The organism is Variovorax sp. TLI9-5A (assembly GCF_056867935.1).
Genome location: NZ_CP200310.1, coordinates 605,239 through 630,761, shown reverse-complemented (window position 1 = coordinate 630,761; position 25,523 = coordinate 605,239). Strand labels below are relative to the sequence as shown.

Below are 25,523 nucleotides of genomic sequence, written 5' to 3'. Positions count from 1 at the left end.
GGCGGCCGGGCAGGCTACTTCGGGCGTATCGCGTCCGCCGTCCCCTGGATGAAGGCCTTGATGCTCTCGATGTCGTCGTTCGAGAGCTTGCCGGTGAAGTCCGGCATGCCGCGCGACATGGCCGGGCCCTTGAGCACGAACTTGTCTAGGTTCTCGATGTAGGCCGCGTCCATGTAGCCGAGGTTGGGAATGTTGCCGCCGCGGTCCACGCCCGGCACGCCGTGGCAGAAGACGCAGTTGCTCACGTAGAGCATGGTGCCGGCCTGGACCTTGGCGGGGTCGTACTTCACGCCCTGCACCAGCTTGTCCATGCGGTACTGCACGAACTCGGGCATTTTGGCGGTGCCGCCCACCGCGAAGGTGTAGACCGTGCCCGGGCCCTGCCGCTCGGTGGCGCGCTGCGCGAGGCCGTAGACGCCGCCCCAGCCCACCGCGACCGAAACGTACTGCTTGCCGTCGACCATGTAGGTCGATGGCGCGGCCACCACGCCGGTGCCGGTGGGCGTTTCCCAGAGCTTCTCGCCGGTCTTCGCGTTGTAGGCCAGGAGGCGCCCGTCGGCCGTGCCCTGGAACACGAGGTTGCCGGCGGTGGTGAGGGTGCCGCCGTTCCAGGCCGATGCGTAGTCCACGCCCCAGGCTTCCTTCTGCGCCACCGGGTCCCAGGCCACGAGGCGGCCGAAGGGCTTGCTCTTGGGCGGCTCGGCATTGGCGAACTTGGCGAGGTTCCAGCCCAGGCCCGCATGCGGGCGGCCCGGCACGTCCTCGTTGAACTTCCAGTCCTTGTCGTCCATGAGGTTGATCGGCACGTGCTGCGCGGGCAGGTAGGCGAAGCCGGTCTGCGGGTTGAAGGACATCGGGTGCCAGTTGTGCGCGCCGAAGGGGCCGGGGATGCTGTCTCCGGGCTTGGTGCCGTCGCGCGCGGCGGCGATCTCGATGGGGCGGCCGTTCTTGTCGTAGCCGGTGGCCCAGTTGACCTCGACGAAGTTCTTCGCCGAGATGAACCTGCCGTTGGTGCGGTCGATGACGAAGAAGAAGCCGTTCTTCGGCGCATGCAGCAGCACCTTGCGCTGCTTGCCGCCGATCTTCACGTTCGCCAGGATCATCGACTGCGTGGATGTGTAGTCCCAGTTGTCGCCGGGCGTCTCCTGGTAGTGCCACACGTACTTGCCGGTGTCGGGATTGAGCGCCACCACCGAGCCCAGGTAGAGGTTGTCGCCGCCCTTGGGGCTGCGCGCCTTGTGCGACCAGGGCGAGCCGTTGCCGGTGCCCACGTACATCAGGTTGAGCTCGGGGTCGAAGGCGAAGCTGTCCCAGGCGGTGCCGCCACCGCCGGCCTCCCAGTACTTGCCGCTCGGGTCCCAGGTCTTGGCGGCGCGCGCCATCGACTCGTCCTCGAAAGGCTTGCTCGGGTCGCCCGGCACCACGAACCAGCGCCACTTCTGGTCGCCGGTCTTCGCGTCGTAGGCGGTGACGAAGCCGCGCACGCCGTACTCGGCGCCGCCGTTGCCGATGATGACCTTGCCCTTGAACACGCGCGGCGCGCCGGTGATGGTGTAGCTGCCCTTCTGGCCCTCGATGGTGTTCTTCTCCCAGACCTTCTGGCCGGTGGCGGCATCGAGTGCGATGAGGCGGCCGTCGTAGGCCGCCACGTAGACCTTGCCTTCGTAGATCGCGACGCCTCTGTTCACCACGTCGCAGCAGCCCCTGAAGCCTTTGGACTTATCGACCTGCGGATCGAAGGTCCACAGCCGCTGGCCGGTGCGCGTGTCGACTGCATGCACCACGCTCCATGAGGCGGTGATGTACATGATGCCGTCCACCACCAGCGGCGTGGCTTCCACGCCGCGCGTGGATTCGAGGTTGTACGACCAGACCAGCCCCAGGTCCTTCACGTTGCCCGCGTTCACCTGGTCGAGCTGGCTGAAGCGCGATTCCGAGTAGTCCAGGCCCACGCTGGGCCAATCGGGCGTCTTCTTCTGCGCAGCATTGGCGCGGATGAAGCTGCCGTCCACGCGCTTGGTGGCGGCTGCCGCGCGGTCCTGTGCGTTCTGGGCCGTGGCTGCCGTGTTGATGCCCAGGCACAGCAATGCGCCGGCGAGCACGAGCAGCCCGGAGTGTGTTTTTTTCATCGCAGGTCTCCTTTGTGCGCCAAGAATCGTCGGGACGGGCTGCGCGTTCATCTTCGGGATTTCCCCAGTCCGGGGCTGTTCCATTGCGGAACACATTCGACGCTGGTCCTGAAACGGGAGGCAGCTCACCCATGGCCCTCGACAGAAGCCTTGTCGGAAGAATCGGTACACCCGATGCCCCGCGCCAGCTGTTCGCAAGCACGCCCGCGCAGCGCGTGGCGCTCGCGCGGCAGCAGTTCTTCGAGGAAGGCGTCCGCCCCTCGGGGCTGGTGGGCGAGGCGGTGATCCAGTCGTGGATGCGCTGCAGCCGCACCCACACCGACCGCCAGCGCATCGTTCCATTCGACCCGGTCACGCCCAGCCGGCTGCACGCCACGCTCGCGCGCAACCGCCAGCTGCTCGAAGTGGCGCGGCAGGAACTGGTGCAGATGGAGCACGCGCTCGCGGGCACCGACTGCCGCGTGATCCTCACCGACTGCGAGGGCGTGGTGGTGCACGTCACGCAGCATCCCGCCGCCGCGCACCAGCCGGTGCTGCGCAAGACGGCCCGCGTGGGCGTGAACATTTCGGAGCGCGTGGTCGGCACCACCGCGCCGGGCATCGTGGCGAGCACCGGGCAGGCCTGCACGGTCGACGGCGCCGAGCACTATTTCGACGTGCTGTGCCACATGCAATGCGCGGCCGCGCCGATCCGCGACGTGACGGGGCAGCTCGCGGGCGTGCTCGACCTCACGGTGGAGGCGCGTCGCTTCGGCTTCGACGCGGCGTCGATGGTGTCGCTGTACGCCATCACCATCGAGAACAGGCTGCTGCAGGCGCAGTCGCGCGACCACCTGATCCTGCGCTTCCAGGCCAGCCCGACGCTGCTGGGCACGCCGCTCGAGGCGCTGGCCGGCATCGCGCCCGACGGCACCATCGCCTGGCTCAACAACGCGGGCGCGCGGCTGCTGGGGCGGCTGCCGGAAGCGGCGGACGAGCGCGATGTCGAGTTCCTTCTGGGGCACGATCTTGCGAGCTTGCTGCGGCTCGGGCGGCGCGAGGCGGCGCAGCCTTTGCGGCTGGCGAGCGGCCTCGGCGTGTGGGTACAGGCGCAGCTGAAGGGCGGCGCGGATGGCGCGGATTTCCGGCATGCGGTGGCGATGCCGGGTGAGACGCCGCCATTGGCCATCGAGCGGCACGATGCGATGCCGGTCACGCAAGCCAGCGAACACGCAGCCGGCGAAGAGACTGCGCCACACGCCGAAACGCTGCGCGAGCACAGCCGCAAGCTGATCGAGGAAACGCTGGCCGCACATGGCGGCAACGTTTCGCAGGCGGCGCGGCAGCTGCGCGTGTCGCGCGGCACGCTCTACCGGCGGCTGCGGGGCTGGCGGGAAGACGGCGCGACGGACTGACTGATCAGGCAGCCGCGCGGGCCAGCGCACGCGCGCGCCGCGCCTTCGCATCGGGCTGCAGCGGCCGCAGGTATTCGTGAAGCGCCAGCGCCGCGGCGCCCACCGCAGGCGCCAGCGCATCGTAGCGCGCGGTGCGCAGGTCGGGCGCCGGCATGCCGGCATCGTCCGCGTGCCGCTTCATGCATTCGAAGGCCGCCTGCGCGAAGCCCTTGTGGTCGGCGCAGGCCTTGCCGCCGAGCACGATGGCGCGCGGGTTGAAGGTGACCCACAGGTTCTGCAGCAGCACGCCGAAGAAAGCCGCGGCGCGCGGCAGGTCCGCACCTTCGCGTTCCAGCACGCGCGAGCCGAAGAAGGCTTCGGCGCAGCCGCGCCGGCCGCACGAGCACAGCGGGCCGTCGAGCTGGAGGATGGTGTGGCCGATTTCGCCGGCCATGCCCTGCGCGCCGGTGAAGAGCCGGTCGTTGAGCACCACGCCGGCGCCAACGCCCACGTCGCAGTTGACGAAGATCAGCGGGTCTTCGCCCTCCTGGCCCACGCTGGAGGCGAACTCGTATTCGCCGAGCGCGGCGGCATCGGCGTCGTTCTGCAGCTGCACGGTCACGCCAGGCAGGCCGACGGCGGCGAAGGCCTTTTCGAGCGCGGGCAGCAGGCTCACGTTGCGCCAGCCGAGGTTGGGCGCGAAGCGGACGACGCCGGTGCAGTCGTCGACCGCGCCGGGCACGCACACGCCGATGCTCGAGAGACGCAGGCCGAGCTGCTCGAGCCGCGCATGCGCGGCGCCCGCCATGCGACCGACCTGCGCGCACACGCCGGCAGGCGAGCCGTCGGTCAGGTCGTGGCTCTCCGAGTACAGCACCTCGCCCTGCAGCGACATGCATACGAGTCGCACCGTTTCGACCGCGATCTCGACGCCCATGAGCGCGCGCACGCCCACGTTGATCTGCAGCGGCGTGGAGGGACGGCCGAGCCCGTCGGCCACGGTCGCACCGGCCTCGCTGAGCCAGCCTTCGTCGATCAGCTCGCGCACCAGCAGGCTCACGGTCGACTTGGTGAGGCCGCTCTCGCCGGCCAGCCGCGCGCGCGAAAGGCCGGGCTGCGCGCGAAGAAGCCGCAGCAGCACGCTGCGGTTCATGCGCTTCACGAGCTGCTGGTCGGCTGTGGTGGTCACGTCGTGCTGTCTATCAGGCGAGCGCAGCGGTATCGGCGTGATGCGCCTGCTCCTTGCCCTCGGGCCGCTTGCCGGCAATGATCATCCCGAGTACTTCGTCCTCGGTCACGTCGGCGGTGCGGTAGGTGCCCACGAGCTTGCCGTTCTTCATCACCGCGAGGCGGTCGCTCAGCGAGAACACGTCGGGCATGTCGTGCGTGATGAGGAAGATGCCCACGCCGTCGGCCTTGAGCTGCTTCACCAGGCCGCCGACCATCGCTGTCTCTTCGGGGCCCAGCGCGGCGCAGGGCTCGTCCATGATGAGGATGCGCGCGTTGAAGTACAACGCGCGCGAAATGGCCACCACCTGCCGCTGCCCGCCCGAGAGCCGGCGCACCGGCACGCGGATGTTGGTGAAGTTCTTGTTCAGGCGCTGGAACACCTTGCGCGCCTGCACCTCCATGAAATGGTCGTCCAGCGTGTTCCAGGCGGTCATCTTCTCGCGGCCGAGGAAGAGGTTGGCCACCGAGTCGAGGTTGTCGGCCAGCGCGAGCGTCTGGTAGATGGTCTCGATGCCCTGCGCCTGCGCCTCGGCGGGCGTGCGGATGTGGACCTTCTCGCCCGCGATCAGCGTGTCGCCCGAGTCGATGGGGTAGGCGCCCGCGAGCATCTTCATCAGCGTGGACTTGCCCGCGCCGTTGTGGCCCAGCAGCGCGACCACCTCGCCGGGGTAGAGGTTCACGCTCACGCCGTCCACGGCCTTCACGCCGCCGAAGGCCTTGCGGATCTCGCGCAGTTCGACGAGGGGTTTGGAGGTGTCGATGTTGGTGTCCATGTCAGCTTTCTCCGAACTTGCGGCGATAGAGCACGTCGAAGACCACCGCCACGATCAGCACCTGGCCGATGATGACCATGCGCTTGCCGATCGGCACGTCGAGCAGCAGCATGCCGCTGTCGAGCGACTGCATGATCAGCGCGCCCAGCACCGAGCCGAAGATCGAGCCGCTGCCGCCCGCCAGCGCCGTGCCGCCGATGACGGCCGCGGCGATCACGTACAGCTCCATGCCCGTGCCCAGCGAGTTGGTGCCGGCGTTCAGGCGCGCGATCGACACGATGGCCGCGACGGTGACCAGCACCGCCAGCAGCGCGAAAAGCATCAGCGTGACGCGCTTGACCGGAATGCCCACCAGTGCCGCCGCGTCGGGGTTGCCGCCCATCGCGAACACGTAGCGACCGAAGCGCGTGCGGTGCACGATGAACGAGAGCACGATGGCCACCACGGCCCAGATCAGCACCGGAATCGGAATGCCCTGCGGCTCGCTCTTGGAAGAGATCTGGTAGCTGTTCATGACCCATGCGAAGCCGAACACCACCGCCACCGGCACGGCCGTGATGAGCACGTCGAGCCACAGCGCCTCGGTCGGCATGTCGTAGCGCTGGCGCGCGCGGCGCTTCTGCACCATGCGGCCGAACAGCACCAGCGCCACCAGCACCGCGAGCACCCAGCTCGCCGTGACGCCGATGCCGCCGTCATAGCCGCCGCCCAGGCGCTGGAAGAATTCGTCGTTCACCGGCTGCGTCTTTCCGTCGGCCACCAGGAAGGCCGCGCCCCGGAAGGACATGAGCCCGCCCAGCGTGACCACGAAGGAAGGCACGCCCAGCACCGCCGTGAGCCAGCCCTGGTAGATGGACACCAGCAGCGCCACCGCGAGCCCCGCGAGGCAGGCCGTGGGCCACGACCAGCCCGAGGTGTACTGCAGGTAGGCAATCAGCACGCCGACGAAGCCCATCACCGAGCCCACCGACAGGTCGATGTGCCGCGCCACGATGATGAGCACCATCACGGTGGAGACGATGCCCACCACCGCCGTCTGCTGCGCGACGTTGTAGAGGTTCTCGGGCGAGAGGAACACGCCCCCCGACATGACGCTGAAGACCACGGCCATGCTGACCAGCAGCACGCACATCAGGATGAGCCGCAGGTCGACGCCGGTGCGGCGCCACCAGCCCGGTGTTGGTGATGGGTTGCTCATGTTTCGGACCCTTTGGGAGTAGCTGGAGTACGTGGGACTACGCGGTTGCGCAAGCGCCCGCCGGCCGGGCCCGCGAGGGCCGGCAGTCGGATGCGTTGCATGGGAGGGAGAGAAAAGCTGGCGCGCTTTCCGAGGATGGCGCCGGCGCGTTGCGTTGCGTCGTTACTTGCAGGCCGCGGGCGCGCTGGCGCCCGACACGCCCTTGCAGAGCTCGTCCTTCTTGATCCAGCCGGCCTTGACGATCACGTCGAGGTTGTCGCGCGTGATCGGCACCGGCGTCAGCAGCCGCGAGGACAGCGAGATCTTCTTGGCGCCGCCGGCCCACGGCGCGGCCTTGTCGACCGGCTTGCCGGCAGCCAGCGCCACGGCGGCGAGGGCGGCTTCGCGGCCGAGTTCGCGCGAGTCCTTCCAGATGGTGGCGGTCTGCGTGCCCAGCGCGATGCGGTTGAGCGCAGCGAAGTCGGCGTCCTGCCCCGACACCGGAATGCCGCGGATGCCCTTGGCCGTGAGCGCGGCCACCGCGCCGCCGGCCGTGCCGTCGTTGGCGGCCACCACCGCGTCGACCTTGCCGCCGGCCTTGGTGAGGATCTGCTCCATGTTCTTCTGCGCGACCTCGGGCTTCCAGCCTTCGGTGTATTCGTCGCCCACGATCTTGATGTCGCCCTTCTTGATGGCGGCGTCCAGCACTTCCTGCTGGCCCGCGCGCAGGAAGTCGGCGTTCGGGTCGCTGGGCGAGCCCTTGATGATCACGTAGTTGCCCTTGGGCTTGACCTTGAAGACCTCGCGCGCCTCCATGCGGCCGACCTCGACGTTGTCGAAGGTGATGTAGAAGACGCCGGGCGCTTCGATCAGCCGGTCGTAGGCGATCACGGGCACCTTCTGGCGCGTGGCCTTGGTGACTGCCGGCAGGATGGCGTCCTTGTCCATCGCCAGCACGATGAGCGCCTTCGCGCCCTTCGACATCAGGCCCTCGATGTCGCCCAGCTGCTTCTCGGGCGAGCCGCCCGCATCGGCACTGATGTACTTCGCGCCGAGCTTTTCCAGCTCGGCCTTGATGGCGGCCTCGTCGGTCTTCCAGCGCTCTTCCTGGAAGTTGGACCAGCTCACGCCGACCACGGTCTGCGCCATCGCGCCCACGGCGGTGAGCCCGAAGGCCATGGCGGCCAGGGTGTGTTTCAGTTGCATCGATGTCTCTCCTGAGTTGATTCGCCCGCAGGCGTCAGCCGTGTAAGAAATTAGTTAGTTTGAAGGGCGAACTAACTATCCCATCGAGGCGGGATCGTGGGCATCGGGGAATTCCCCAAGCGTGCGGCGCCCATGAAAAAGGCCGGGCGGGCCCGGCCTTCATGCGCTCGAGCGCTGATGGCGATCAGTCGCGGGCGCGCGCAGCGTTGCGCAGGTCGCGGATCTGGTCGTGGTTGCGCTGCGCGCCTTCGGCCTGGGCGGCGACCACGCTGCGTACGTCGGCGGGCAGGTTCTGCTTCAGGGCCTTGCGATAGCGCGCGACACCGGTGTCTTCGCCGCGCTCGCACGATTCGAGGATGGAGAGTTCGCTGTTCGCGCCGAGCGAGCCCTTCACGTGCACCCAGCCGCGATGCAGCGCGCCGCTGGCAGTGCCGCCCTCTGCCGGCTTGCCGCCGTAGGCTGCGATGAGCGCCATCAGTTCGCTGCCGGCCTTGCGGCACTCTTCGGCGCGATTGGCGAACAGTTGCTTCGCCGCGGGGCTCTCCACTTCGTCGGCGCAGGCGCGAAAGCCGTATTCGCCGTCGCGCGAGTTCTCGAGCAGGTCGTTGAGCACGTCCACCACTTCGTCGTTGGCGAGCACGGGGCCGGTAGCCTGGAGGTTATCGAGGGATGAGTCTGTGTATGCCATGTCGGGGTCCTTTCGGTTGAATTGCTGCCTGTCGAAGACCCATCGTTCAAAAATCCGCGGCTGCGCCGCGTCGTCCCATCGGGCGACACGGCGTAGGCGGAGGACGACCCGCGCGGCCCGGCTTCAGCCGATGCGCCAGGCCTGCATCCACACGGCGATGCCGTCGAGCAGGTCGCCCAGCGCCTCCTCGTCGGTGCGGCCGGTGCGCCTGAGCACGTGGAACGAGTGGTCGGCCCCTTCGATCTCCAGCACGGTGGCGATCGGACCCAGCGCCTGCACGGTGTCGTCGAATGGCGCGGGCTCGGCCAGCGTGTCACGCGGGCCATGCGCGAAGAGCATGGGTACGTCCACATCCCGCAGGTGCGCCGCGCGCCCGGCCGCCTTCGCGGGCGCGCCCGACGGGTGCAGCGGAAAGCCGAGGAAGACCAGCCCTTCGACGGCCTCAAGCGGCTCCAGCGCCTGGGCCTGCGAGGTCATGCGCCCGCCGAACGACTTGCCGCCCGCGAAGAGACGCATGCCCGCGAAGCGCGCCGACGCGCAGGCCGCTGCCGCGCGCACCGCGGCATGCGCCAGCGCAGGTGCGTCCGTGCGCTTGCTGCCCCGTTCCATGTAGGGAAACTGATAGCGCAGCGTGGCGATGCGCCGCTCGGCAAGACCCTCGGCCACGGCCTGCATGAAAGGATGCCCCATGCCCGCGCCTGCGCCGTGCGCGAGCACCAGGCAGGCCTCGGCCGAGGGTGGCGACACCGCGAGGGCCGACACCGCGATGCCGGGCTTCACGTCGATGGAGAGTTCGTGCTGAGTGGTCATCGCGCCAGTGTGCCCGCGCGACAGCCAGGACGAACGTCGATTCACCCTAGAGCTGCGACGACAGCAGCGCCGCCACGTGCTCCATCGCCTTCTCGCGCAGCGGGCGGTCTTTCCAGGCCTCGTACGTCAGGCGCTTCGACAGGCGCAGGTCGGCCTCGAACTGCGCGGTCTGCCCGGCGGCGAAGGCCTCGTCGTAGATGTTGAGGTTGGCCTCGTCGTTCAGGCGGAAGGAGCGGTTGTCGAAGTTGGTGGAGCCCACGGACACCAGCAGTCCATCGACCGTGAAGACCTTGCAGTGGAACATGGTCGGCTGGTACTCGCTGATCTCGGCGCCAGCCTCCAGCAACGGGCCCCACGCCGCGCGCGAGGCGCCGCGCACGGTCTGCGAATCGATGATCGGGCCCGGCGTGATGATGCGCAGCCGCACGCCGCGCTGCATGGCCGCGACCAGCGCGCCGACGGTCAGGTCGTCGGGCACGAAGTAGGCGCTGGACAGGTCGATGGTCTTGGTGGCCGCCGCGATCGACAGCAGGTACATCAGGTGCATGCTCTCGCTGCCGCCGGAGGGCGAGCTGCTGAACATCTGCGCGCGCCCGTCGCCCACCGGCGAGATCGGCGGAAAGTAGGTCTCGCCGTGCAGCACGTCGCCCGACACCTTCACCCAGTTGTCCATGAACACGGCCTGCATCTGCGCCACCACCGGCCCCTCGACCTTGTAGTGCGAATCGCGCCAGTGCCCGGCGTCCTGCGCGTTGCCGGTCCATTCGGGCGCGATGCCCACGCCGCCGGTGAAGCCGGTGCGGCCGTCGACCACCAGCAGCTTGCGGTGGGTGCGGTTGTTCATGCGCGCGATGTCGTACCAGCTGGGCTTGTGGAACTTGCGCACCTGCACGCCGGCGCTTTCCATCTCGCGCACGAAGTCGTCGTCGACCTTGGCGCTGCCCACCCAGTCGAGCAGCACGTGCACCTTCACGCCCGCGCGGGCGCGCTCCGAGAGCGCGTCGGCGAACTCGCGCCCGATGTCGCCCGACCAGTAGATGTAGGTCTCGAAAGTGATGCTCCGCCTGGCACCGCGAATGGCGGCGAGCATCGGCGGAAAAATCTGGTCGCCGTTCTGGAAGGCCTCGAAGCGGTTGCCGCCGGTGATGGGCGGCCCGAGCATCACGCCCAGCGCGCGCTGGTACTGTGCGTCGTGCAGCGAGTACTCGCGCTTGACCTGCTCGTCGAGCTTCTTCTCGCCGCTGGTGAAGTTGAGCACCAGCAGCGTGGCGGCCAGCGTCAGGACGAAAGTCCAGACGATGGCCCTGAGCGACCCTCGGCGATGCACCTCGGAACGCGGAGACTGCCTGCCCAAGCGATCAGTCGATCAGCTGCGTCTTGATCGCGTAGTAGGTCAGGTCGCTGTTGGTGGAGAGGTTCATCTTCTCCATCAGCCGCGTGCGGTAGGTGCTGATGGTCTTCACCGAGAGCGACAGCGCCTCGCCGATGGCGCCCACCGACTCTCCCTTGGCCAGCTTCAGGAACACCTGGAACTCGCGCTCCGACAGGTGCTCGTGCGGCGGCGCGTTGTCCTTGCGCTCCAGCTGGCCCGCGAGCAGCTCGGCCACCGAGGGCGAGATGTAGCGCCGGCCCAGCGCGATGGTGCGGATGGCCTTGGCGATTTCCTCGGGGTCGCATTCCTTGTTGAGGTAGCCCGAGGCGCCCTGGCGGATGAGGTTCACCGCATAGTGTTCTTCCGGGTAGCCGCTGAGGATGAGCACGCCCAGGTCGGGCGCCTTGGCGCGCACCATCGCGAGCGCGTCGATGCCGCTCTGGCCGGGCATGGAAAGGTCCATCACCAGCACGTCGATGTCGGTCGTGCGCACGAGGTCGATGGCCTCGCGGCCGCTGCCGGCCTCGCCGACCACGCGGAAATCGACGAAGGTGGAGAAGAACGACTTCAGGCCTGTGCGGACGACCGCGTGGTCGTCGACGATGCCGATCTTGATCATGGTGATTTGCCTCCTGCGCTGTGTTTGGTGGGTGGGCCGCGGGCCAGCGCTCGGGCTGGCAAACGGAAGGAGTACGTCACGATGCCACACGCATTCGCGCATCGGGGCCTCGCGAAGCGGGTCGGGCGTTTGTCCTGCACGCGGTTGCAGAAACGTCTCGCAACGATGTAGGAGCGCAGGCAAGTGCCGGCCCGGCTGGACGATGCGAGGGGTTGCTCACTCCTCTGGATTTCTTGCCCGATCCTGCGGGGGCGCGGCTCTTTTGTGGATGACGAAGCGCCCCGCGGGTAGAGTCCCGCGCAAAGTCTCGAAGCAAGCACGATGGCACCCAGACAGGACGAGGACGCGGACGCCGCAGCGCGGTGCAGGGCGCTGCAGGAAGCGATGGCGCGGATCATCGGCGCCCGCACGCCGCTGCCGGGCGACTACGACACGCCCATCGCCAGCCTGGGCTTCTTCAGGCGCGAGTCTCCCGCACCGCCCGCCGTCTGCATGGTCGAGCCGAGCATCGTGCTCGTCGCGCAGGGCGCCAAGCAGATGTGGGTGGGCGGAGAGGCCTATCCGTACGACACCTCGCGGTTCCTCATCACCTCGCTGGACATGCCCGCCAATTCCGAAGTGAAGACGGCGAGCCCGCGGCAGCCCTGCCTGGGCCTCATGCTCAAGCTCGACGTGCGCGTGCTGGCCGAGCTCATCGCGCAGGGCAACCTGCCGCCGCATCGCGAGCGCCCCATCGGCATCGGCGTGGGACTCGGCGAGGCGACGCCCGCGCTGCTGGCACCCATCAGCCGGCTGGTGGAGCTGCTGGACGAGCCCGAGGCCATTCCCGTTCTCGCGCCGATGATCCATCGCGAGATCCACTACCGGCTGCTGATGAGCGACCAGGCCGCGAGGCTCAGGCAGATCGCCTCGGTGGACGGGCAGGGCCACCGCATCGCCAGGGCCATCGACTGGCTGAAGCTGAACTACGCGTCCCCCTTCCGCATCGACGAGCTCGCGGCCCGCGTGCAGATGAGCGCGCCGACCTTCCACCACCACTTCCGCCAGCTGACCGCGATGAGTCCGCTGCAGTACCAGAAGTGGCTGCGGCTGAACGAGGCGAAGCGGCTGATGCTCAACGAACACTTCGACGCGGCGAGCGCGGCCTTCCAGGTCGGCTACGAAAGCCCGTCCCAGTTCAGCCGCGAGTACAGCCGTTTGTTCGGCGCTCCGCCCAAGCGGGACATCGAGGTGCTGCGCGGCGGTGCGCGCGCGGGTGCCGGCGGCATCGACGGAGCCGGAGCCGGCCAGGCCTGACGCCACGCACCCGCACCCGCGCCCGCCGCTCATCGGATCGGGCAAGAAATGAAGAGGATTGCGCTATCGATCCTCGCGCGGCTTCAGAAGAATGGAAATCGGCCGGACTGCCTCCTCGGCTGCCCACGGTGAGAACCATTTTCGGACGCGGGGAACCCCGCGAGCCGCGGGCAGGGGGCAACAGCAGCCGTTTTCCTACCGCCATCGCCCATGGCACGCGCTATCAGCAGTACTCGCCATCCCCATGAACCTCGAACAGCAGGAGCTGACATGCACAGTCCCACGACCCAACTGATCTCGCGGCGCGACGCGCTCATCGTCGGCGCCGCAACCGCCGCGGCGGTCTCCACATCCACCGCGCCGTCCGCCTCGGCGCAGACCACGGCTCCGGCCGCCGCCACCGCGGGCGGTTCCCGCATGAAGCTGTCGCTGAACGTCAACGGCACGTCGCACGCGCTCGACCTGGACACGCGCACCACCCTGCTCGACGCCTTGCGCGAGCACCTGCACCTGACGGGCACCAAGAAGGGCTGCGACCACGGCCAGTGCGGCGCCTGCACGGTCATCGTCGACGGAAGGCGGATCAACTCCTGCCTGACGCTCGCCGTGATGCACGACGGCGGGCAGGTCACGACCATCGAGGGCCTCGGCACGCCGCAGAACATGCATCCGCTGCAGGCCGCGTTCGTCAGGCACGACGGCTACCAGTGCGGCTACTGCACGCCCGGACAGATCTGCTCGGCGGTCGGAGTGATCGACGAAGTCAGGCGTGGCGTGCCGAGCCACGTGAGCGCCGACCTCACGGCGCGCCCCATCCTCTCGGCCGAGGAACTGCGCGAGCGCATGAGCGGCAACATCTGCCGCTGCGGCGCCTACTCCAACATCGTCGACGCCATCACGGAAGTGGCGGGGAGCAAAGCATGAAGGCCTTCACCTACGAGCGCGCCGCGACCCCGGCGCAGGCGGCGTCCGCCGTCGCGGGCAGGCCCGGCGCGAAGTTCATCGCCGGCGGCACCAACCTGCTGGACCTCATGAAGTTGCAGATCGAGGCGCCGGTGCACCTGGTCGACGTGAACGGCCTGGCGCTGGACCGTATCGAGCCGACGCCCGAGGGCGGCCTGCGCATCGGCGCCCTGGTGCGCAACACCGACCTGGCCGCCGACGAGCGCGTGCGCCGCGACTACGGCGTGCTCTCCCGCGCGCTGCTGGCCGGCGCATCGGGCCAGCTGCGCAACAAGGCGACCACGGCGGGCAACCTGCTGCAGCGCACGCGCTGCCCCTACTTCTACGACACCGACCAGCCCTGCAACAAGCGCCGTCCCGGCAGCGGCTGCAGCGCCATCGGCGGCGTGACGCGGCAGCTCGCGGTGATCGGGGGCAGCAAGTCCTGCATCGCGACGAACCCCAGCGACATGGCCGTGGCGATGCGCGTGCTGGACGCGTCCGTCGAGACCGTGCGGCCCGACGGGCGCACCCGCGTGATCCCGATCGCCGACTTCCATCGCCTGCCCGGCGACACGCCCCACGTCGAGACGACGCTGGAGCGCGACGAGCTCATCACCGGCGTCACGCTGCCGAAGCCCGTGGGCGGAACGCACGTCTACCGCAAGATCCGCGATCGCGCCTCCTACGCCTTCGCGCTCGTGTCTGTCGCGGCCATCGTGCAGCGCGACGGCTCGGGCCGGGTGGCGCTCGGCGGCGTCGCGCACAAGCCGTGGCGCGTGGAGGCCGCCGAGTCCGCCATGCCGCAGGGCGCCAGGGCCGTTACCGCGCTGCTACTCGCCGACGCGCAGCCCACCCACGAGAACGCGTTCAAGCTGCAGCTCGCCGAGCGCGCGCTGGCCGCTTCCATCACGCAAGCGAGGAGCTGACCATGAGATTCGACACCCCCGCCACGACCAACCCCATCGACCAGCTGAAGATCATCGGCAAGCCGACGGACCGCATCGACGGCCCGATGAAGACCACGGGCTTCGCCCGCTACGCCTACGAGCGCAATGCCGAGGCGCCCGACGCGGCCTACGGCTATGTCGTGGGCGCGGGCATCGCGAAGGGCCGCATCGCGTCGATGGACCTGGCCGCCGCCCGCGCGGCGCCGGGCGTGCTGGCCATCGTCACCGCGCGCAGTGCGGGCAAGCTCGGCAAGGGCGACTTCAATACGGCAAAGCTCCTGGGCGGGCCGGAGATCGACCACTACCACCAGGCGGTCGCGCTGGTCGTGGCCAACACCTTCGAGCAGGCGCGCGCGGCGGCGCAACTGGTGCGCATCGAGTACGAGCGCACGCCGGGCCGCTTCGACCTGTCCGCCGAGATGGGCGCGGCGAAACTGCCGGCGCCCAACCCCTTCGCGGGCGAGCCGCAGACGAAGACGGGCGATTTCGCGGGCGCCTACGCGGCGGCCCCCGTGCAGCTCGACGCGACCTACACCACACCCGACGAGTCGCACGCGATGATGGAGCCGCACGCCTCCATCGCGCAGTGGCAGGGCGAGAAGCTGACGATCTGGACCTCGAACCAGATGATCGCCTGGGGCGCCGGCGACGTCGCCAAGACGCTCGGCATTCCGAAGGCGAACGTGCGGCTGATATCGCCCTTCATCGGCGGCGGCTTCGGCGGCAAGCTGTTCGTGCGGGCCGATGCGCTGCTCGCGGCGCTGGGTGCGCGGGCGGCGCGGCGGCCCGTGAAGGTGGCGCTGCCACGGCCGCTGATGGCGAACAACACCACGCACCGGCCGGCGACCATCCAGCGCATCCGCCTGGGCGCGGGCAGGGACGGCAGGATCACCGCCATCGCCCACGAAGGCTGGTCGGGCGACCTGCCCGGCGGGGGGCCCGAGACGGCGGTGAACCAGACCCGGCTGCTGTACGCCGGTGCGAACCGCCTGACGACGACGCGCCTGGCCGTGCTCGACCTGCCCGAGGGCAACGCGATGCGCGCGCCCGGCGAGGCGCCGGGCCTGATGGCGCTGGAGGTCGCCATGGACGAAATGGCGCAGAAGCTGGGCATCGACCCGATCGAGTTCCGCGTGCTCAACGACACGCAGGTCGATCCGGAGCAGCCGCAGCGCCCCTACTCCCAGCGCAAGCTGATCGAATGCCTGCGCACGGGCGCCGAGCGCTTCGGCTGGAGCAGGCGCAACCCGGCACCGGCGCAGCGGCGCGAGGGGCGCTGGCTGGTGGGGATGGGCGTGGCCGCGGCGTTCCGCAACAACCTCGTGATGAAGTCGGGCGCGCGCGTGCACCTGGACAACCGGGGCGTGGTCACGGTGGAAACCGACATGACGGACATCGGCACCGGGACCTACACCATCATCGCGCAGACCGCCGCCGAGACCATGGGCGTGGCGCTCGACAAGGTTCTCGTGCGCCTGGGCGACTCGTCGTACCCGGTCTCGGCCGGCTCCGGCGGCCAGTGGGGTGCGAACAGCTCGACCTCGGGGGTTTTCGCGGCATGCATGAAGCTGCGCGAAGCCGTGGCGTCGAAGCTGGGCATTCCGGCGGCCGAGGCCGAGTTCTCGGACGGCATGGTGCGCGCCGGCTCGCGCGCGGTGCCGCTGGCCGAGGCGGCGGGAGCGCAGGGGCTGGAGGCCGAGGACAGCATCGACTTCGGCGATCTCGACAAGAAGTACCAGCAGTCGACCTTCGGCGCGCATTTCGTGGAAGTCGGCGTCGATGCAGCGACCGGCGAGATACGCGTGCGGCGCATGCTCGCGGTGTGCGCGGCGGGGCGCATTCTGAATCCGAAGTCCGCGCGCAGCCAGGTGATAGGCGCGATGACGATGGGCGTCGGCGGCGCGCTGATGGAAGAGCTGGCACTCGACAAGCGGCACGGCTTCTTCGTCAACCACGACCTGGCGGGCTACGAGGTGCCGGTGCATGCGGACATTCCGCACCAGGATGTCGTCTTCCTCGACGAGACCGACCCGGTTTCCTCGCCGATGAAGGCCAAGGGCGTCGGCGAGCTCGGCATGTGCGGCGTCGCCGCGGCGGTGGCGAATGCCGTCTACAACGCGACGGGCGTGCGTGTGCGCGACTACCCGATCACGCTCGACAAGCTGCTGGACCGACTGCCGCCCGTGGCCTGAATGGCGCTGCTGGCCTCGCCCGCTTCGAGCTACCTGACAGGGGCGGTCGTCCCCGTCGATGGGGGTGCCTCCGCGCGGTAGCGAAGGCACGTGACCGCTACTTCAACGCAGCACCGCCTCGCGCGAGGTACTGCGCCGACAGGCGCGCGAACTGGCCGCCATCGGTGGCGATCGAGGTCTGGTTGCCCCAGCCGGGGCCAAAGACGATCGCGAAGGTGTGCATGTCGCCGTATTCCTGGGTGTTGGTCAGCATGTAGTCGACATGGTTGTCGCGGTAGTGCCCGTCGGTGCCGCCGGGTGTGTCGGAAGGAACGCCCATGGGCGTCTGCCACCACAGGATGGGCAGGCCGTTGCCCAGGGCTGCGCGATAGTCCGAATACTGCTTCTGCGAATCGTGGAAGTTCGGGCTGGTCTTGTTGCTCGCGTCCCAGTAACGATCGCTTCCGTTCTGGCACCCGTCGGGCCTCGGCGTCACCTCCCGGCAGCCCGCGTCGCGGTCACTGGTCTGGGCGACGATGAAGTCCGCCTGGTTTGCGCCGGCGGCTTGCATCATCGCGGCGATCTCGGCGGGCGTGCCGTTCCAGAACGCGGGAGGAAACCCGATCAGCGCCTTGGGCGCAATCTTCCGGCCCATCTGCACGACGCACTGGCCGAGGCCCGCGACGGTGTCGGGCAGCGTGCTGCATTCCGGCTGACCGCTCACGCGAGCAGGAAGCTTCGTCAGATCGCGATCGGACCGCTTCCCCGCAGCGAATCCCCAGAAGTCCGGCTCCACATTGATCAGAACGGGTTTGTCCAGCTTCGCGATGAGCTGGTACATCAGCCGGACCTGGCCCCAGTATTTGTCCATGAAGGCCGCATCGGCGGTAGTGTCGACGTTGCCCTCGCCGTTCGCCGTCATCTGGTAGAGCGTGAACATGGGCACCGCGCCGTAGGTCTGGGCGTCCTGCGCGAACTGGGTGACGTAGGCCCCCCCCCGCCATTCCAGTCGGGCCAGCCCCCGCCGTAGCCCACGATCCCCACAAGGTAGTGCTCCACGATGTCGGGGTGGATGTCCTGGCTCTTCATGTCATCGGTGGAATTGGCGCTCAGGCCAACCAGCACCCGGGCGGGTTTGCCGAGCTTGTTCGCCAGGGCGATGGTGGCCGCGACGGGTACGGTGCCGCCGGTCGTGCCTCCAGTGCCGCCCTGGGTGCCGCCGCCGGAGGTGTTGCCGGCCACTTGGCCGCCGTTGCTCTGACCGCCTCCGCTCTGCGCGCCGTTGCTCTGGCCGCCATCGGATTGACCGCCGCTGCCGGCCTGGCCTGTCGGGCCGCCGACCAGCGGAATGCCGGCCCCTCCTCCGCCACCACCGCCTCCGCCACAGCCGAAGAGCAGCAGCGAGGCCATCAGCGCGGAAACGCATCGTCGAGAAGGAATGTCCATGAGAGAAATCCGAAGGGTCGAAGTCAAGAAAGCCCCGGCGCGCCAGTGCATGCGCGCGCCGGTTCGGGTTCGGTGTTGTCCGGGCAGCACCGCTGCCCCGATGGCGCTCAGCGCGCGAGGTCCGCGATGAAGGCCGCGTCCTGCGCGCCGCTGTAGATGCGGAAGTCCTGCATGCGGCCCTTGAAGTACGGGTCGCCGCCGTACTGGGAACGGCCCAGCCAGGTCTGCGTGGTACGGCCCAGCTGGAAGGGATTGATCCAGATGCCATCCGCGGTGGCGGCCTGGGCGCCGTCCACGTAGAGCGTGCCGACGGTGCCCGAGAGCGTGACCGCTACATGCACCCAGCGCCCGGTGGGCAGCACGTCGGTGGTCACCGACTCCTCGTTCCAGAACTGGTTGCGCGTACCCGAGAAGCGCAGCTTGCCGCTGCCGTCGCGCGGGAGCAGCGCCATGTAGACCACGTCGTTGGACCCGAAGTCGAAGATGCGCACATTGACCGCCGAGGCATCCCAGTAGACCCACACCGCCGCCGTGAAATCGCCCAGGGCCGACACGGCTCCGTCCGGCAGCTGCACGTGACCGCTGCGGCCGTCGAGCTGCACGGCGCTTCCGCCGTTGCGCCCTTCGCCCCAGCTCGTGCCGCCCTTCAGCTGCGCGTTCAGGCCACGGCCGCTGGCGTCGTTGGCATCGCCGCTGAGCGGCAGGTGCAACCACAGCTCGCCGGGGACCGCCACGCGCAAGGTATCCGCGCCGGTCATCTCCCCGGCGTCGGTCACCGCGTCGATCCGGTAGTACCAGGTGCCCTGGCCGGGATCGTCGGTGTATGTGCGCGGTTCGGTGACAGGCGCGATGGTCATGAACGGACCGTTCGGCGAAGCCGCGCGCTGCACGAGGTACTGCGAAGCGCCCGCGGTGCCCCACCAGGACAGCTGCACCTTCGCGTCGCTCAGGAAAGCGCTCAGGCCGCTCGGCGGGGCGGCAGGGACCGGATCGCGCGCATAGAGCAGCGTGCCGATGCCCGGCTGGTCGCCGCCGTCGACGCGCTCGGGCCGGATCTTGTCGAGCATCGCCTTGGTCCAGGGAGCCGAGAGTCCCTTGCGGCTCACATAGTGGCTGTAGATGAGGTCCCAGTTGGGTCGCAGCTGATTTGTGCCCGCCGCAGCGGTCCCCGATCCGTGAACGCCGTTGTAAGGTGCGAACGGCATCGTGTACAGCGCGTTGCCATTGGCATCCGCGAGGTTCGTCTTGGCCACGTACTCCGCGCCGGCCAGCAGGCGATTGTTCCAGTAGCCGAAGAGGTCCTCGCCCTGGTTCCAGGCCATTTGGCACAGCATCCCGGCCAGCGCAATGCCGAGGGTCGAGTGGCCCTGGTCGCGATGGCTCTCCTGCCATTGCCCCAGGTAGCCAGGATGCACGTAGTAGACGTTGTTGGCGCTCGCGCCGCAGCCGCGGCCGCTCTTGTAATAGTTGCTCGCCTCGGAGACCAGGTCGCTCCGGTCGCAGAACACGCCGATCGCGTAGACGGTGCAGATGTTGGCGAGGTCCCAGTTGGCCCAGTAGTGGGTGACCTTTCTGGTCTCCGTGCCGTTGTGGTTGACCAGGAAGTCGTGGGCCTTCGGATAGAACACGTTCAGCAGCATGGTCTGGAAGCGCGCGACGTCTTCCTTCGCCCAGCCGGAGTAGGTCCGCATCAGTTCCGCGGCGTTGGCCCACTGGTTGCCGTAGAGGCCTGAAGCGAGGAAGACGTTCGAGTCGCCGCCCAGCTCGGTCAAGGTCGACGACCATGCGTTGAGGAACTCCACCGCCTTCTTCGCGTAGCTCTCGTCGTTCGAGATCTTCCAGCGCAATGCGAGATGAAGGGCGCGCACCATGTCGCCGACCATCTGCCAATAGTTCTCGCCATCGACGCCCCGCGTCACCAACGCCAGGGGACGCGGCGTCGCATCGAGGTTGGTGTTGTTCGTCTTTAGCATCATGTTCAAGCCGCCCACCCAGGGCTCCGCCTTGGCGGCCAGCTTGTCACGGATGCGCTGCAGATCCTCCTCCGTGACCAGCAGGCCCGGGTGCACGATCTTGGGTACTGCGGGCTCAGGGGCTGCCGGCTCGGCCGCCGGGGTTTCAGGGGTACTGGGGGAATCGACACCGGCGACCGCAGCAGGTGTCTGCTGCGCGGCCGCCCCGCCTATGGGCGAGAAACTGCTGCCCCCGCTTCCTCCACCGCAGGCTGTCGTGCCCAGCGCCAAGGCGCCTGCGGTCCCGAGGAAGAAAGTGCGTCGATCCAGCAGGTTGGCGTTCTTCTCATCGCTCATGGGTGTGTCATTTCTCGTGAATATGTAATGAAGTGATTCCGCAAACTGCGTGCCATGCGTCCCGTTTGCTCCATGCGATGAAATCGGTAAAACCGATGGGTACATTGCACGCATCGCGAGCAACGTGTAACGACAGAAAGTGACATTCGTTGTCACATCCGATGCGCGGCAACGCCACTGAATGTCATCGCTCGCTGCCTTGTCCGTGCATGTTCGACAGGCACGAGCAACACATCGCCATGCAGCACGCGCACGCGAGCCCGCACGGCAGCACATGGCTGCCGCACCGCATGCGTCGAGTCGCATCGCCAGCTCGCGGCTCGATCAGGTTGCGGAGTTCACTCCCACGTTCGGGCACGGCTCGACTCGCGTCGGCACCTGCTTGTCCGGGGAAAGAGCCGATCCTTAAATCGAACCGGACCGGCTGGAGGGAACCTTCATCGGGCGCCTAGTGTGGCCCACAAGATGAAGAAATCGCGCGTCGGATTGCCTCTGAAAATGAGCGGCTGAATTTCATTTTCGGAATGACGGACGCGCCGATTCGTGAACGCATCGCTCGCGCTTCGACGATGCGAGGTTCAGGTGCTGGTGATCTTCAGCTTGCGGACGATGTCACCCCAGAACTCGTATCCGTTGGCCTGCGCCACCTGGATGTGTGACTCGTTGACGGCTACCGATCTTCTCAATCGGCCTTTGCTTCGGTCCATTGCCCCCCCTCGGTAACGCCTTCCCCGAAATTGATGCACGTCCGGCGCGGATTCTTGTTGACCATGAGGCGTACGACGTCGCCACGAGCGTAGTGGCCAGATGGGTCGTAGGCCGCTTTGGCAACGGCAATGTTGGCGAGATCGACTTCTGCGTAGAGCAGGCCTTCCTGGTCCTGAGGCATGTGCGGCACCAGAGGCTGTCCGTCCGGTCCGAAGATCATCGAGTAGCCGCCGCCCGGCTTGCAGCCGTCGGCATTGAGCAGCGCCACTCGGTCGGGCGTGTCGCACAGCGCGTCGAACATGTCCTGCCCGGTGACCGCGCTCGCGTGAAGCACGTAGCAGCCCCCTTCCAGTGCGTAGATCTGGCTGGCCGCCAAGTTGACTTCATGTCCGAGTGCATAGGCTTTGCCGCGGTACAAGGTGAACGATGGCCAGGACGCCACATGCACCTGCTCGTGCATCGAGTACATCGCGTACTTCGAAAGCGGCTGGATGTGCTCCGCACAGCACAGTGCGCCAATACGGCCGACGCTGCTGTCGACGACCTGGAAGTCGGATCCATCACCTTCGCCAAACAATGTGCGCTCGACGTGCGTAGGTTTCAGCTTGCGGCGCTTGAACACCATCTCGCCTTTGTCGCTGATGAGAGCCTGGCTGATGTACAGCGATCCGCCATCGATCTCGGAAAAACCGATCACGACATTGATGTCCGACTTCTTGGCGGCAGCGGCGATCGCCGCCAGTTCAGGCCCGTCGGCCCGCAGGGAATTTGCGTGGTATCTGGAGACGAACTGCATCCCCCATGCCGGCGAGCCGAGCCAGAGCCACCAGGGGTAGCCCGGAATGAAAACCTCCGGAAACGCCACGAGCTTCGCACCGTTGGCTCCCGCCTCGGCGATCAGGTCGATGGCTTTTTCAGTGGATGCCTTCGCATCGAGGAACACGGGGGCAGCCTGGACGACGGCCACCTTGAAAGCTGTTTCGGACATCTGGATTTCCTTGACTGTGAGTGAATGCTTGAAGAGGACTGAATTCAGCGACGGGGCATGTCGCGCCGCACGCCGAATGGATCGATGGCCCATCGCCGCGTGACGAGACTCCAGGCGCCGCCGGGCGCGAACACCATGGTGGCGATGGCAAGCGAGCCGAGGCCGATGAAGTACCACGAGCCGTAGGTGGCGAATGACTCGCGCAAAAGGAAGTAGAGAAGCGTTCCCAAGATCGGTCCTTCCAAGGTCCCGATTCCGCCGAGCACCGCGATGAAGATGGCCGCCGCGGACCAGTTCAGCGAGAAGGTCGCATCCGGCGTCACCTGCAGCGTGTTCATGTAGGCCACGGCTCCCGCCAGGCCGGTGATGGAACCCGCGATGACCCACAGCGCGAGCTTGGCCCGCTGGATCGAAACGCCGGATGCCGCCGCCGCGGCCTCCGAGTCCCTCACGCTCATCAGTGCCAGGCCCAGCTTGCCCCTGAGCATCAGGCGCGCAATGAAGAGCGCGCCGACGCCGGTGATCAGCGCGGACCAATAGACACCCGCGTTGCGCGTCCAGCGATCGAAGCTCGCGAGCGCCTCGAGCGGCATGCCGCCCCCTGCGCCCAGCCATTCGTTGTTGAGCGTCAGGATCCGCAGCATCTCCGCGAGAACCCAGGTTCCCACCGCGAAATGCGCGCCGCTGAGCCGGAACATCGGCAGCGCGCTCAGCAATGCGAAGAGCGCGGTCGACGCCGTCGCGAGCGGCAGCATGAGCCACGGGTTGATTCCCAGCCTGTTGGACAGCGCGAAAAGGGCATAGGCCCCCACGCCGACAAACATCTGGTGCCCCACGACCACCAGCCCGCCGTAGCCTGCGAGCAGATTCCAGGCCAGGGCCATCGCGAAGACGGTGAAGATTTCCACGAGGAGGCGCTGGGTTGCGAAGCTCGTGAACCACGGCGCCAGGGCCAAGGCGCCCAGCACGGCGAGCAGGACGACGCCAACTACCGCCCTGCCCGCCTTGCGCGGCCGGACCCCATCCATCAATGCGACCGCGTTCATCGCGAACCCTTTCCGAAAAGCCCTTGCGGACGCGCCAGCAGCGCGATCAGGAAGACGAGGTGCCCGAAGAACGGGCCAAGGCCCGACGACACCTTGGCACCGAGGAGTTGCGCCACGCCGATGATCAAGCCACCGACGAACGTGCCCCAGACGTTGCCGAGGCCGCCGAGCACAACGGCCTCGAATGAATACAGCAGGCGCTCGGGCCCCGCTGTGGGGGAGAACGGCGTCCTGATGCCGTACATCACCGACGCCAGCGCGATCACTGCGAGGACGAAGCCGGTGACCAGCGCGAAGAAGTTGCGGTCGTTGACGCCGACCAGCCGCGCGGTGCCGGGGTCGTCCGCGACGGCGCGTGCCTGCCGGCCCAGATGCGAGTGGCCTATCAGCCAGCTGGTGCCAGCGAAGATCGCAACGCTGATCACCGTCGAGACGAGCGGCAGCAGCCCTATCGACACCCCGCCCAGGTCGAATCCCCGCAGGGCAAGCTCCCCGGCCTGAAGGCTGCGCGTATCGGCCGTGTAGACCTCCTGCAGGATGTTCTGCAGGACGATCGAGAGTCCAAAGGTCAGCAGCAGCGGCGAAAGCGTTCCCCTGCCCACCACGCGATTGAGCAGGACCCGTTGCAGCACATAGCCGATGACGAACATCATGGGAACCACGGCGAGCAACGAGATGAACGGCCCGATGCCCAGGAGCTGCATCACCGTGCTGCACAGGTAGGCGCCCAGCACGATCAGGTCGCCATGCGCGATGTTGATCATCTTCATCACGCCGAGGCTCAGGCTGAGGCCCAGCCCGAACAGGGCATAGAGCGCGCCGAGCATCAGCCCGCCTGCGATGGTTTCGAGTAGTGCGTGCATGTCAGATTCCAAAGTAGGCCTGGGCAACTTGCGCGTGGTCCGCATGCTCGGAGCTGCCTTCAAGAACCACGCGCCCCTTCTGGATGCAGTAGAAGCGCTCGGACTCGGAAAGCGCGCGCTTCACGTTCTGCTCCACCAGCACCACGGCCAGGCCATCCCTGCGGGCGCGGCCCAGGAGTTCATAGACCTCGTTGACGGCGAGCGGAGACAGGCCCAGCGAAATCTCGTCGCACAGCAGGTAGTCGGGATTGCAGACCAGCGCGCGCGAAAGAGCCACCAGCTGCTGCTGGCCGCCCGACAACGCCGTCGCCGGACGGTGCTGGAATGCTTCCATCACCGGAAATTCCTTCATCAGGCGTTCGACGGTCCATGGTCCCTTGCGGCCATTGCGCATCGCCAGCTGAAGGTTTTCGCGGACCGTCAGGCTGGGAAACAGCCGCCGGCCTTCTGGCACCAGTGCAATGCCGCGATCGAGCTGCTTGCGCTCCGGGTCCCCGCCCACGGGCCGGCCATCGAGCAGGACCCCGTCCGGGCGAGTGCGCACCGAACCGACGATCGAACGAAGCAGCGTCGACTTGCCCGCCCCGTTCGATCCGATCAAGGCGACGGTTTCGCCCGGCCTGACCTCGAACGTGAAACCGAACAGCGCCTGGAACAGGCCGTAGTACGCATCGAGCCGGTCAGTGCGCAGCATGGCCGACCTCCTCGCCGATGTCGGAGCCCAGGTAGGTGTCCCGCACGGTCTGGTCGCCCATGACCGATCCGGGATCGCCATCGCAGATGACGGCGCCGCTGGCAAGCACCACGAGACGGTCCGCCGCCGACACCAGGGCGTGCACCAGGTGCTCGATCCAGAGAATGGTGACTCCGCTCTGGTGGATCGTGACGATCAGCTGCAGCAGCTGCTGCATCTCGCCGTCGGTCAGTCCGCCGGCCACCTCGTCGAGCAGCAGCAGGCGCGGCTGCGTGGCGATCGCACGCGCGAGCTCGAGGCGCTTTCGCTGAAGCAGCGTGAGCGTGCCCGCCAGCTTGTCCGCGACCGGCGCGAGGCCGCAGCGTTCGATCGCATCCACCGCCAGGGCCTGTGCGGCACTCCCGTTCCCGCTGCGGCCGAAGGTCGCGGCGACCAGGGCGTTCTCGTAGGCGGTCATGCCCTCGAACGGCTGCGGAATCTGGAAGGTGCGCCCGACGCCGGCGCGGCAACGCTGCGCCGCGTCCAGCGCGGTGACGTCCATGCCGTCGAGAAAGACACTGCCGCCGTCGCAGCGCGTGCTGCCGGAGATGAGTCCGAACATGGTGCTCTTGCCGGCGCCGTTGGGGCCGATCACGCCGATGAAGTCGCCCTCCTCGACGCAAAGCGAGAGCTTCGGGATGACGACCATGTCGCCGTAGCGCTTGGTTGCGTCGCGCAGTTCGAGCAGCATGGC

At 67.9% G+C, this 25,523-nt stretch carries 22 protein-coding genes; 5 read left to right on the top strand and 17 right to left on the bottom strand.

The window, feature by feature from the left end; all coding sequences use genetic code 11:
- Positions 1-14: 14 nt before the first annotated feature.
- Positions 15-2,129, bottom strand: coding sequence for a PQQ-dependent dehydrogenase, methanol/ethanol family (locus tag AC1VNX_RS03035; RefSeq protein WP_483155407.1), 2,115 nt, complete (start codon positions 2,127-2,129; stop codon positions 15-17).
- A gap of 131 nt (positions 2,130-2,260) precedes the next feature.
- Here AC1VNX_RS03035 and AC1VNX_RS03030 point away from each other — a divergent pair, with 131 nt between their 5' ends.
- Positions 2,261-3,523 (top strand): helix-turn-helix domain-containing protein, encoded by a 1,263-nt coding sequence (locus AC1VNX_RS03030; protein WP_483155406.1) that lies wholly within the window; start codon positions 2,261-2,263, stop codon positions 3,521-3,523.
- 4 nt (positions 3,524-3,527) lie between these two features.
- On the opposite strand, the gene AC1VNX_RS03025 is transcribed toward AC1VNX_RS03030, so the two are convergent.
- From AC1VNX_RS03025 to AC1VNX_RS02990, 8 genes are all read right to left on the bottom strand, one after another.
- Positions 3,528-4,691 (bottom strand): ROK family transcriptional regulator, encoded by a 1,164-nt coding sequence (locus tag AC1VNX_RS03025; protein ID WP_483155405.1) that lies wholly within the window; start codon positions 4,689-4,691, stop codon positions 3,528-3,530.
- Positions 4,692-4,704: 13 nt separating this feature from the next.
- Positions 4,705-5,505, bottom strand: coding sequence for an ATP-binding cassette domain-containing protein (locus AC1VNX_RS03020; protein WP_483155404.1), 801 nt, complete (start codon positions 5,503-5,505; stop codon positions 4,705-4,707).
- 1 nt (position 5,506) lies between these two features.
- Positions 5,507-6,703 (bottom strand): sugar ABC transporter permease, encoded by a 1,197-nt coding sequence (locus AC1VNX_RS03015; protein WP_483155403.1) that lies wholly within the window; start codon positions 6,701-6,703, stop codon positions 5,507-5,509.
- 162 nt (positions 6,704-6,865) lie between these two features.
- On the bottom strand, positions 6,866-7,888 hold the full coding sequence (gene xylF, locus AC1VNX_RS03010; protein ID WP_483155402.1) for a D-xylose ABC transporter substrate-binding protein: 1,023 nt from the start codon (positions 7,886-7,888) through the stop codon (positions 6,866-6,868).
- A 184-nt stretch (positions 7,889-8,072) separates the two neighbouring features.
- Positions 8,073-8,576 (bottom strand): ferritin-like domain-containing protein, encoded by a 504-nt coding sequence (locus tag AC1VNX_RS03005; RefSeq protein WP_483155401.1) that lies wholly within the window; start codon positions 8,574-8,576, stop codon positions 8,073-8,075.
- Between the two features lie 123 nt (positions 8,577-8,699).
- Complete coding sequence (locus tag AC1VNX_RS03000) at positions 8,700-9,386, bottom strand: alpha/beta hydrolase family protein (RefSeq protein WP_483155400.1); 687 nt, start codon at positions 9,384-9,386, stop codon at positions 8,700-8,702.
- Positions 9,387-9,432: 46 nt separating this feature from the next.
- Complete coding sequence (locus AC1VNX_RS02995) at positions 9,433-10,740, bottom strand: phospholipase D-like domain-containing protein (RefSeq protein ID WP_483155399.1); 1,308 nt, start codon at positions 10,738-10,740, stop codon at positions 9,433-9,435.
- 4 nt (positions 10,741-10,744) lie between these two features.
- Entirely contained in the window at positions 10,745-11,377 is a 633-nt protein-coding gene (locus tag AC1VNX_RS02990) for a response regulator (RefSeq protein WP_019654054.1), read from the bottom strand.
- 321 nt (positions 11,378-11,698) lie between these two features.
- On the opposite strand from AC1VNX_RS02990, the gene AC1VNX_RS02985 reads away from it, so the two are divergent.
- From AC1VNX_RS02985 to paoC, 4 genes are all read left to right on the top strand, one after another.
- Complete coding sequence (locus AC1VNX_RS02985; protein ID WP_483155398.1) at positions 11,699-12,673, top strand: AraC family transcriptional regulator; 975 nt, start codon at positions 11,699-11,701, stop codon at positions 12,671-12,673.
- A gap of 270 nt (positions 12,674-12,943) precedes the next feature.
- A complete protein-coding gene (gene paoA / locus AC1VNX_RS02980) occupies positions 12,944-13,597 on the top strand; it encodes an aldehyde dehydrogenase iron-sulfur subunit PaoA (protein ID WP_483155397.1) in 654 nt (217 codons plus the stop codon).
- Complete coding sequence (locus AC1VNX_RS02975) at positions 13,594-14,544, top strand: FAD binding domain-containing protein (RefSeq protein ID WP_483155396.1); 951 nt, start codon at positions 13,594-13,596, stop codon at positions 14,542-14,544. Before paoA ends, AC1VNX_RS02975 begins: the two co-directional genes overlap by 4 nt.
- A gap of 2 nt (positions 14,545-14,546) precedes the next feature.
- The gene (gene paoC / locus AC1VNX_RS02970) at positions 14,547-16,757 is read left to right on the top strand and encodes an aldehyde oxidoreductase molybdenum-binding subunit PaoC (protein WP_483155395.1); all 2,211 of its coding nucleotides are present in this window, start codon (positions 14,547-14,549) and stop codon (positions 16,755-16,757) included.
- Between the two features lie 97 nt (positions 16,758-16,854).
- Here the strand turns inward: paoC and AC1VNX_RS02965 are convergent, their stop codons facing one another.
- The 8 genes from AC1VNX_RS02965 to AC1VNX_RS02930 all read right to left on the bottom strand — a co-directional run bounded on the left by AC1VNX_RS02965 (position 16,855) and on the right by AC1VNX_RS02930 (position 25,520).
- A complete protein-coding gene (locus tag AC1VNX_RS02965; RefSeq protein ID WP_483155394.1) occupies positions 16,855-17,676 on the bottom strand; it encodes a hypothetical protein in 822 nt (273 codons plus the stop codon).
- The gene (locus AC1VNX_RS02960; protein ID WP_483155393.1) at positions 17,655-18,209 is read right to left on the bottom strand and encodes a hypothetical protein; all 555 of its coding nucleotides are present in this window, start codon (positions 18,207-18,209) and stop codon (positions 17,655-17,657) included. The genes AC1VNX_RS02965 and AC1VNX_RS02960 overlap by 22 nt, the downstream gene beginning before the upstream one ends.
- Before the next feature lie 80 nt (positions 18,210-18,289).
- A complete protein-coding gene (locus AC1VNX_RS02955; protein ID WP_483155392.1) occupies positions 18,290-20,491 on the bottom strand; it encodes a LamG-like jellyroll fold domain-containing protein in 2,202 nt (733 codons plus the stop codon).
- Positions 20,492-21,173: 682 nt separating this feature from the next.
- Positions 21,174-22,187 carry a nitrilase gene (locus AC1VNX_RS02950; protein WP_307615740.1) on the bottom strand — a complete coding sequence of 338 codons (1,014 nt, stop codon included), beginning with the start codon at positions 22,185-22,187 and terminating at the stop codon, positions 21,174-21,176.
- 44 nt (positions 22,188-22,231) lie between these two features.
- Entirely contained in the window at positions 22,232-23,233 is a 1,002-nt protein-coding gene (locus AC1VNX_RS02945) for a branched-chain amino acid ABC transporter permease (protein WP_483155391.1), read from the bottom strand.
- The gene (locus AC1VNX_RS02940; protein WP_483161865.1) at positions 23,230-24,096 is read right to left on the bottom strand and encodes a branched-chain amino acid ABC transporter permease; all 867 of its coding nucleotides are present in this window, start codon (positions 24,094-24,096) and stop codon (positions 23,230-23,232) included. Before AC1VNX_RS02940 ends, AC1VNX_RS02945 begins: the two co-directional genes overlap by 4 nt.
- Before the next feature lies 1 nt (position 24,097).
- Complete coding sequence (locus AC1VNX_RS02935; protein WP_483155390.1) at positions 24,098-24,790, bottom strand: ABC transporter ATP-binding protein; 693 nt, start codon at positions 24,788-24,790, stop codon at positions 24,098-24,100.
- The gene (locus AC1VNX_RS02930; protein ID WP_483155389.1) at positions 24,777-25,520 is read right to left on the bottom strand and encodes an ABC transporter ATP-binding protein; all 744 of its coding nucleotides are present in this window, start codon (positions 25,518-25,520) and stop codon (positions 24,777-24,779) included. Before AC1VNX_RS02930 ends, AC1VNX_RS02935 begins: the two co-directional genes overlap by 14 nt.
- Between the last annotated feature and the right edge of the window lie 3 nt (positions 25,521-25,523).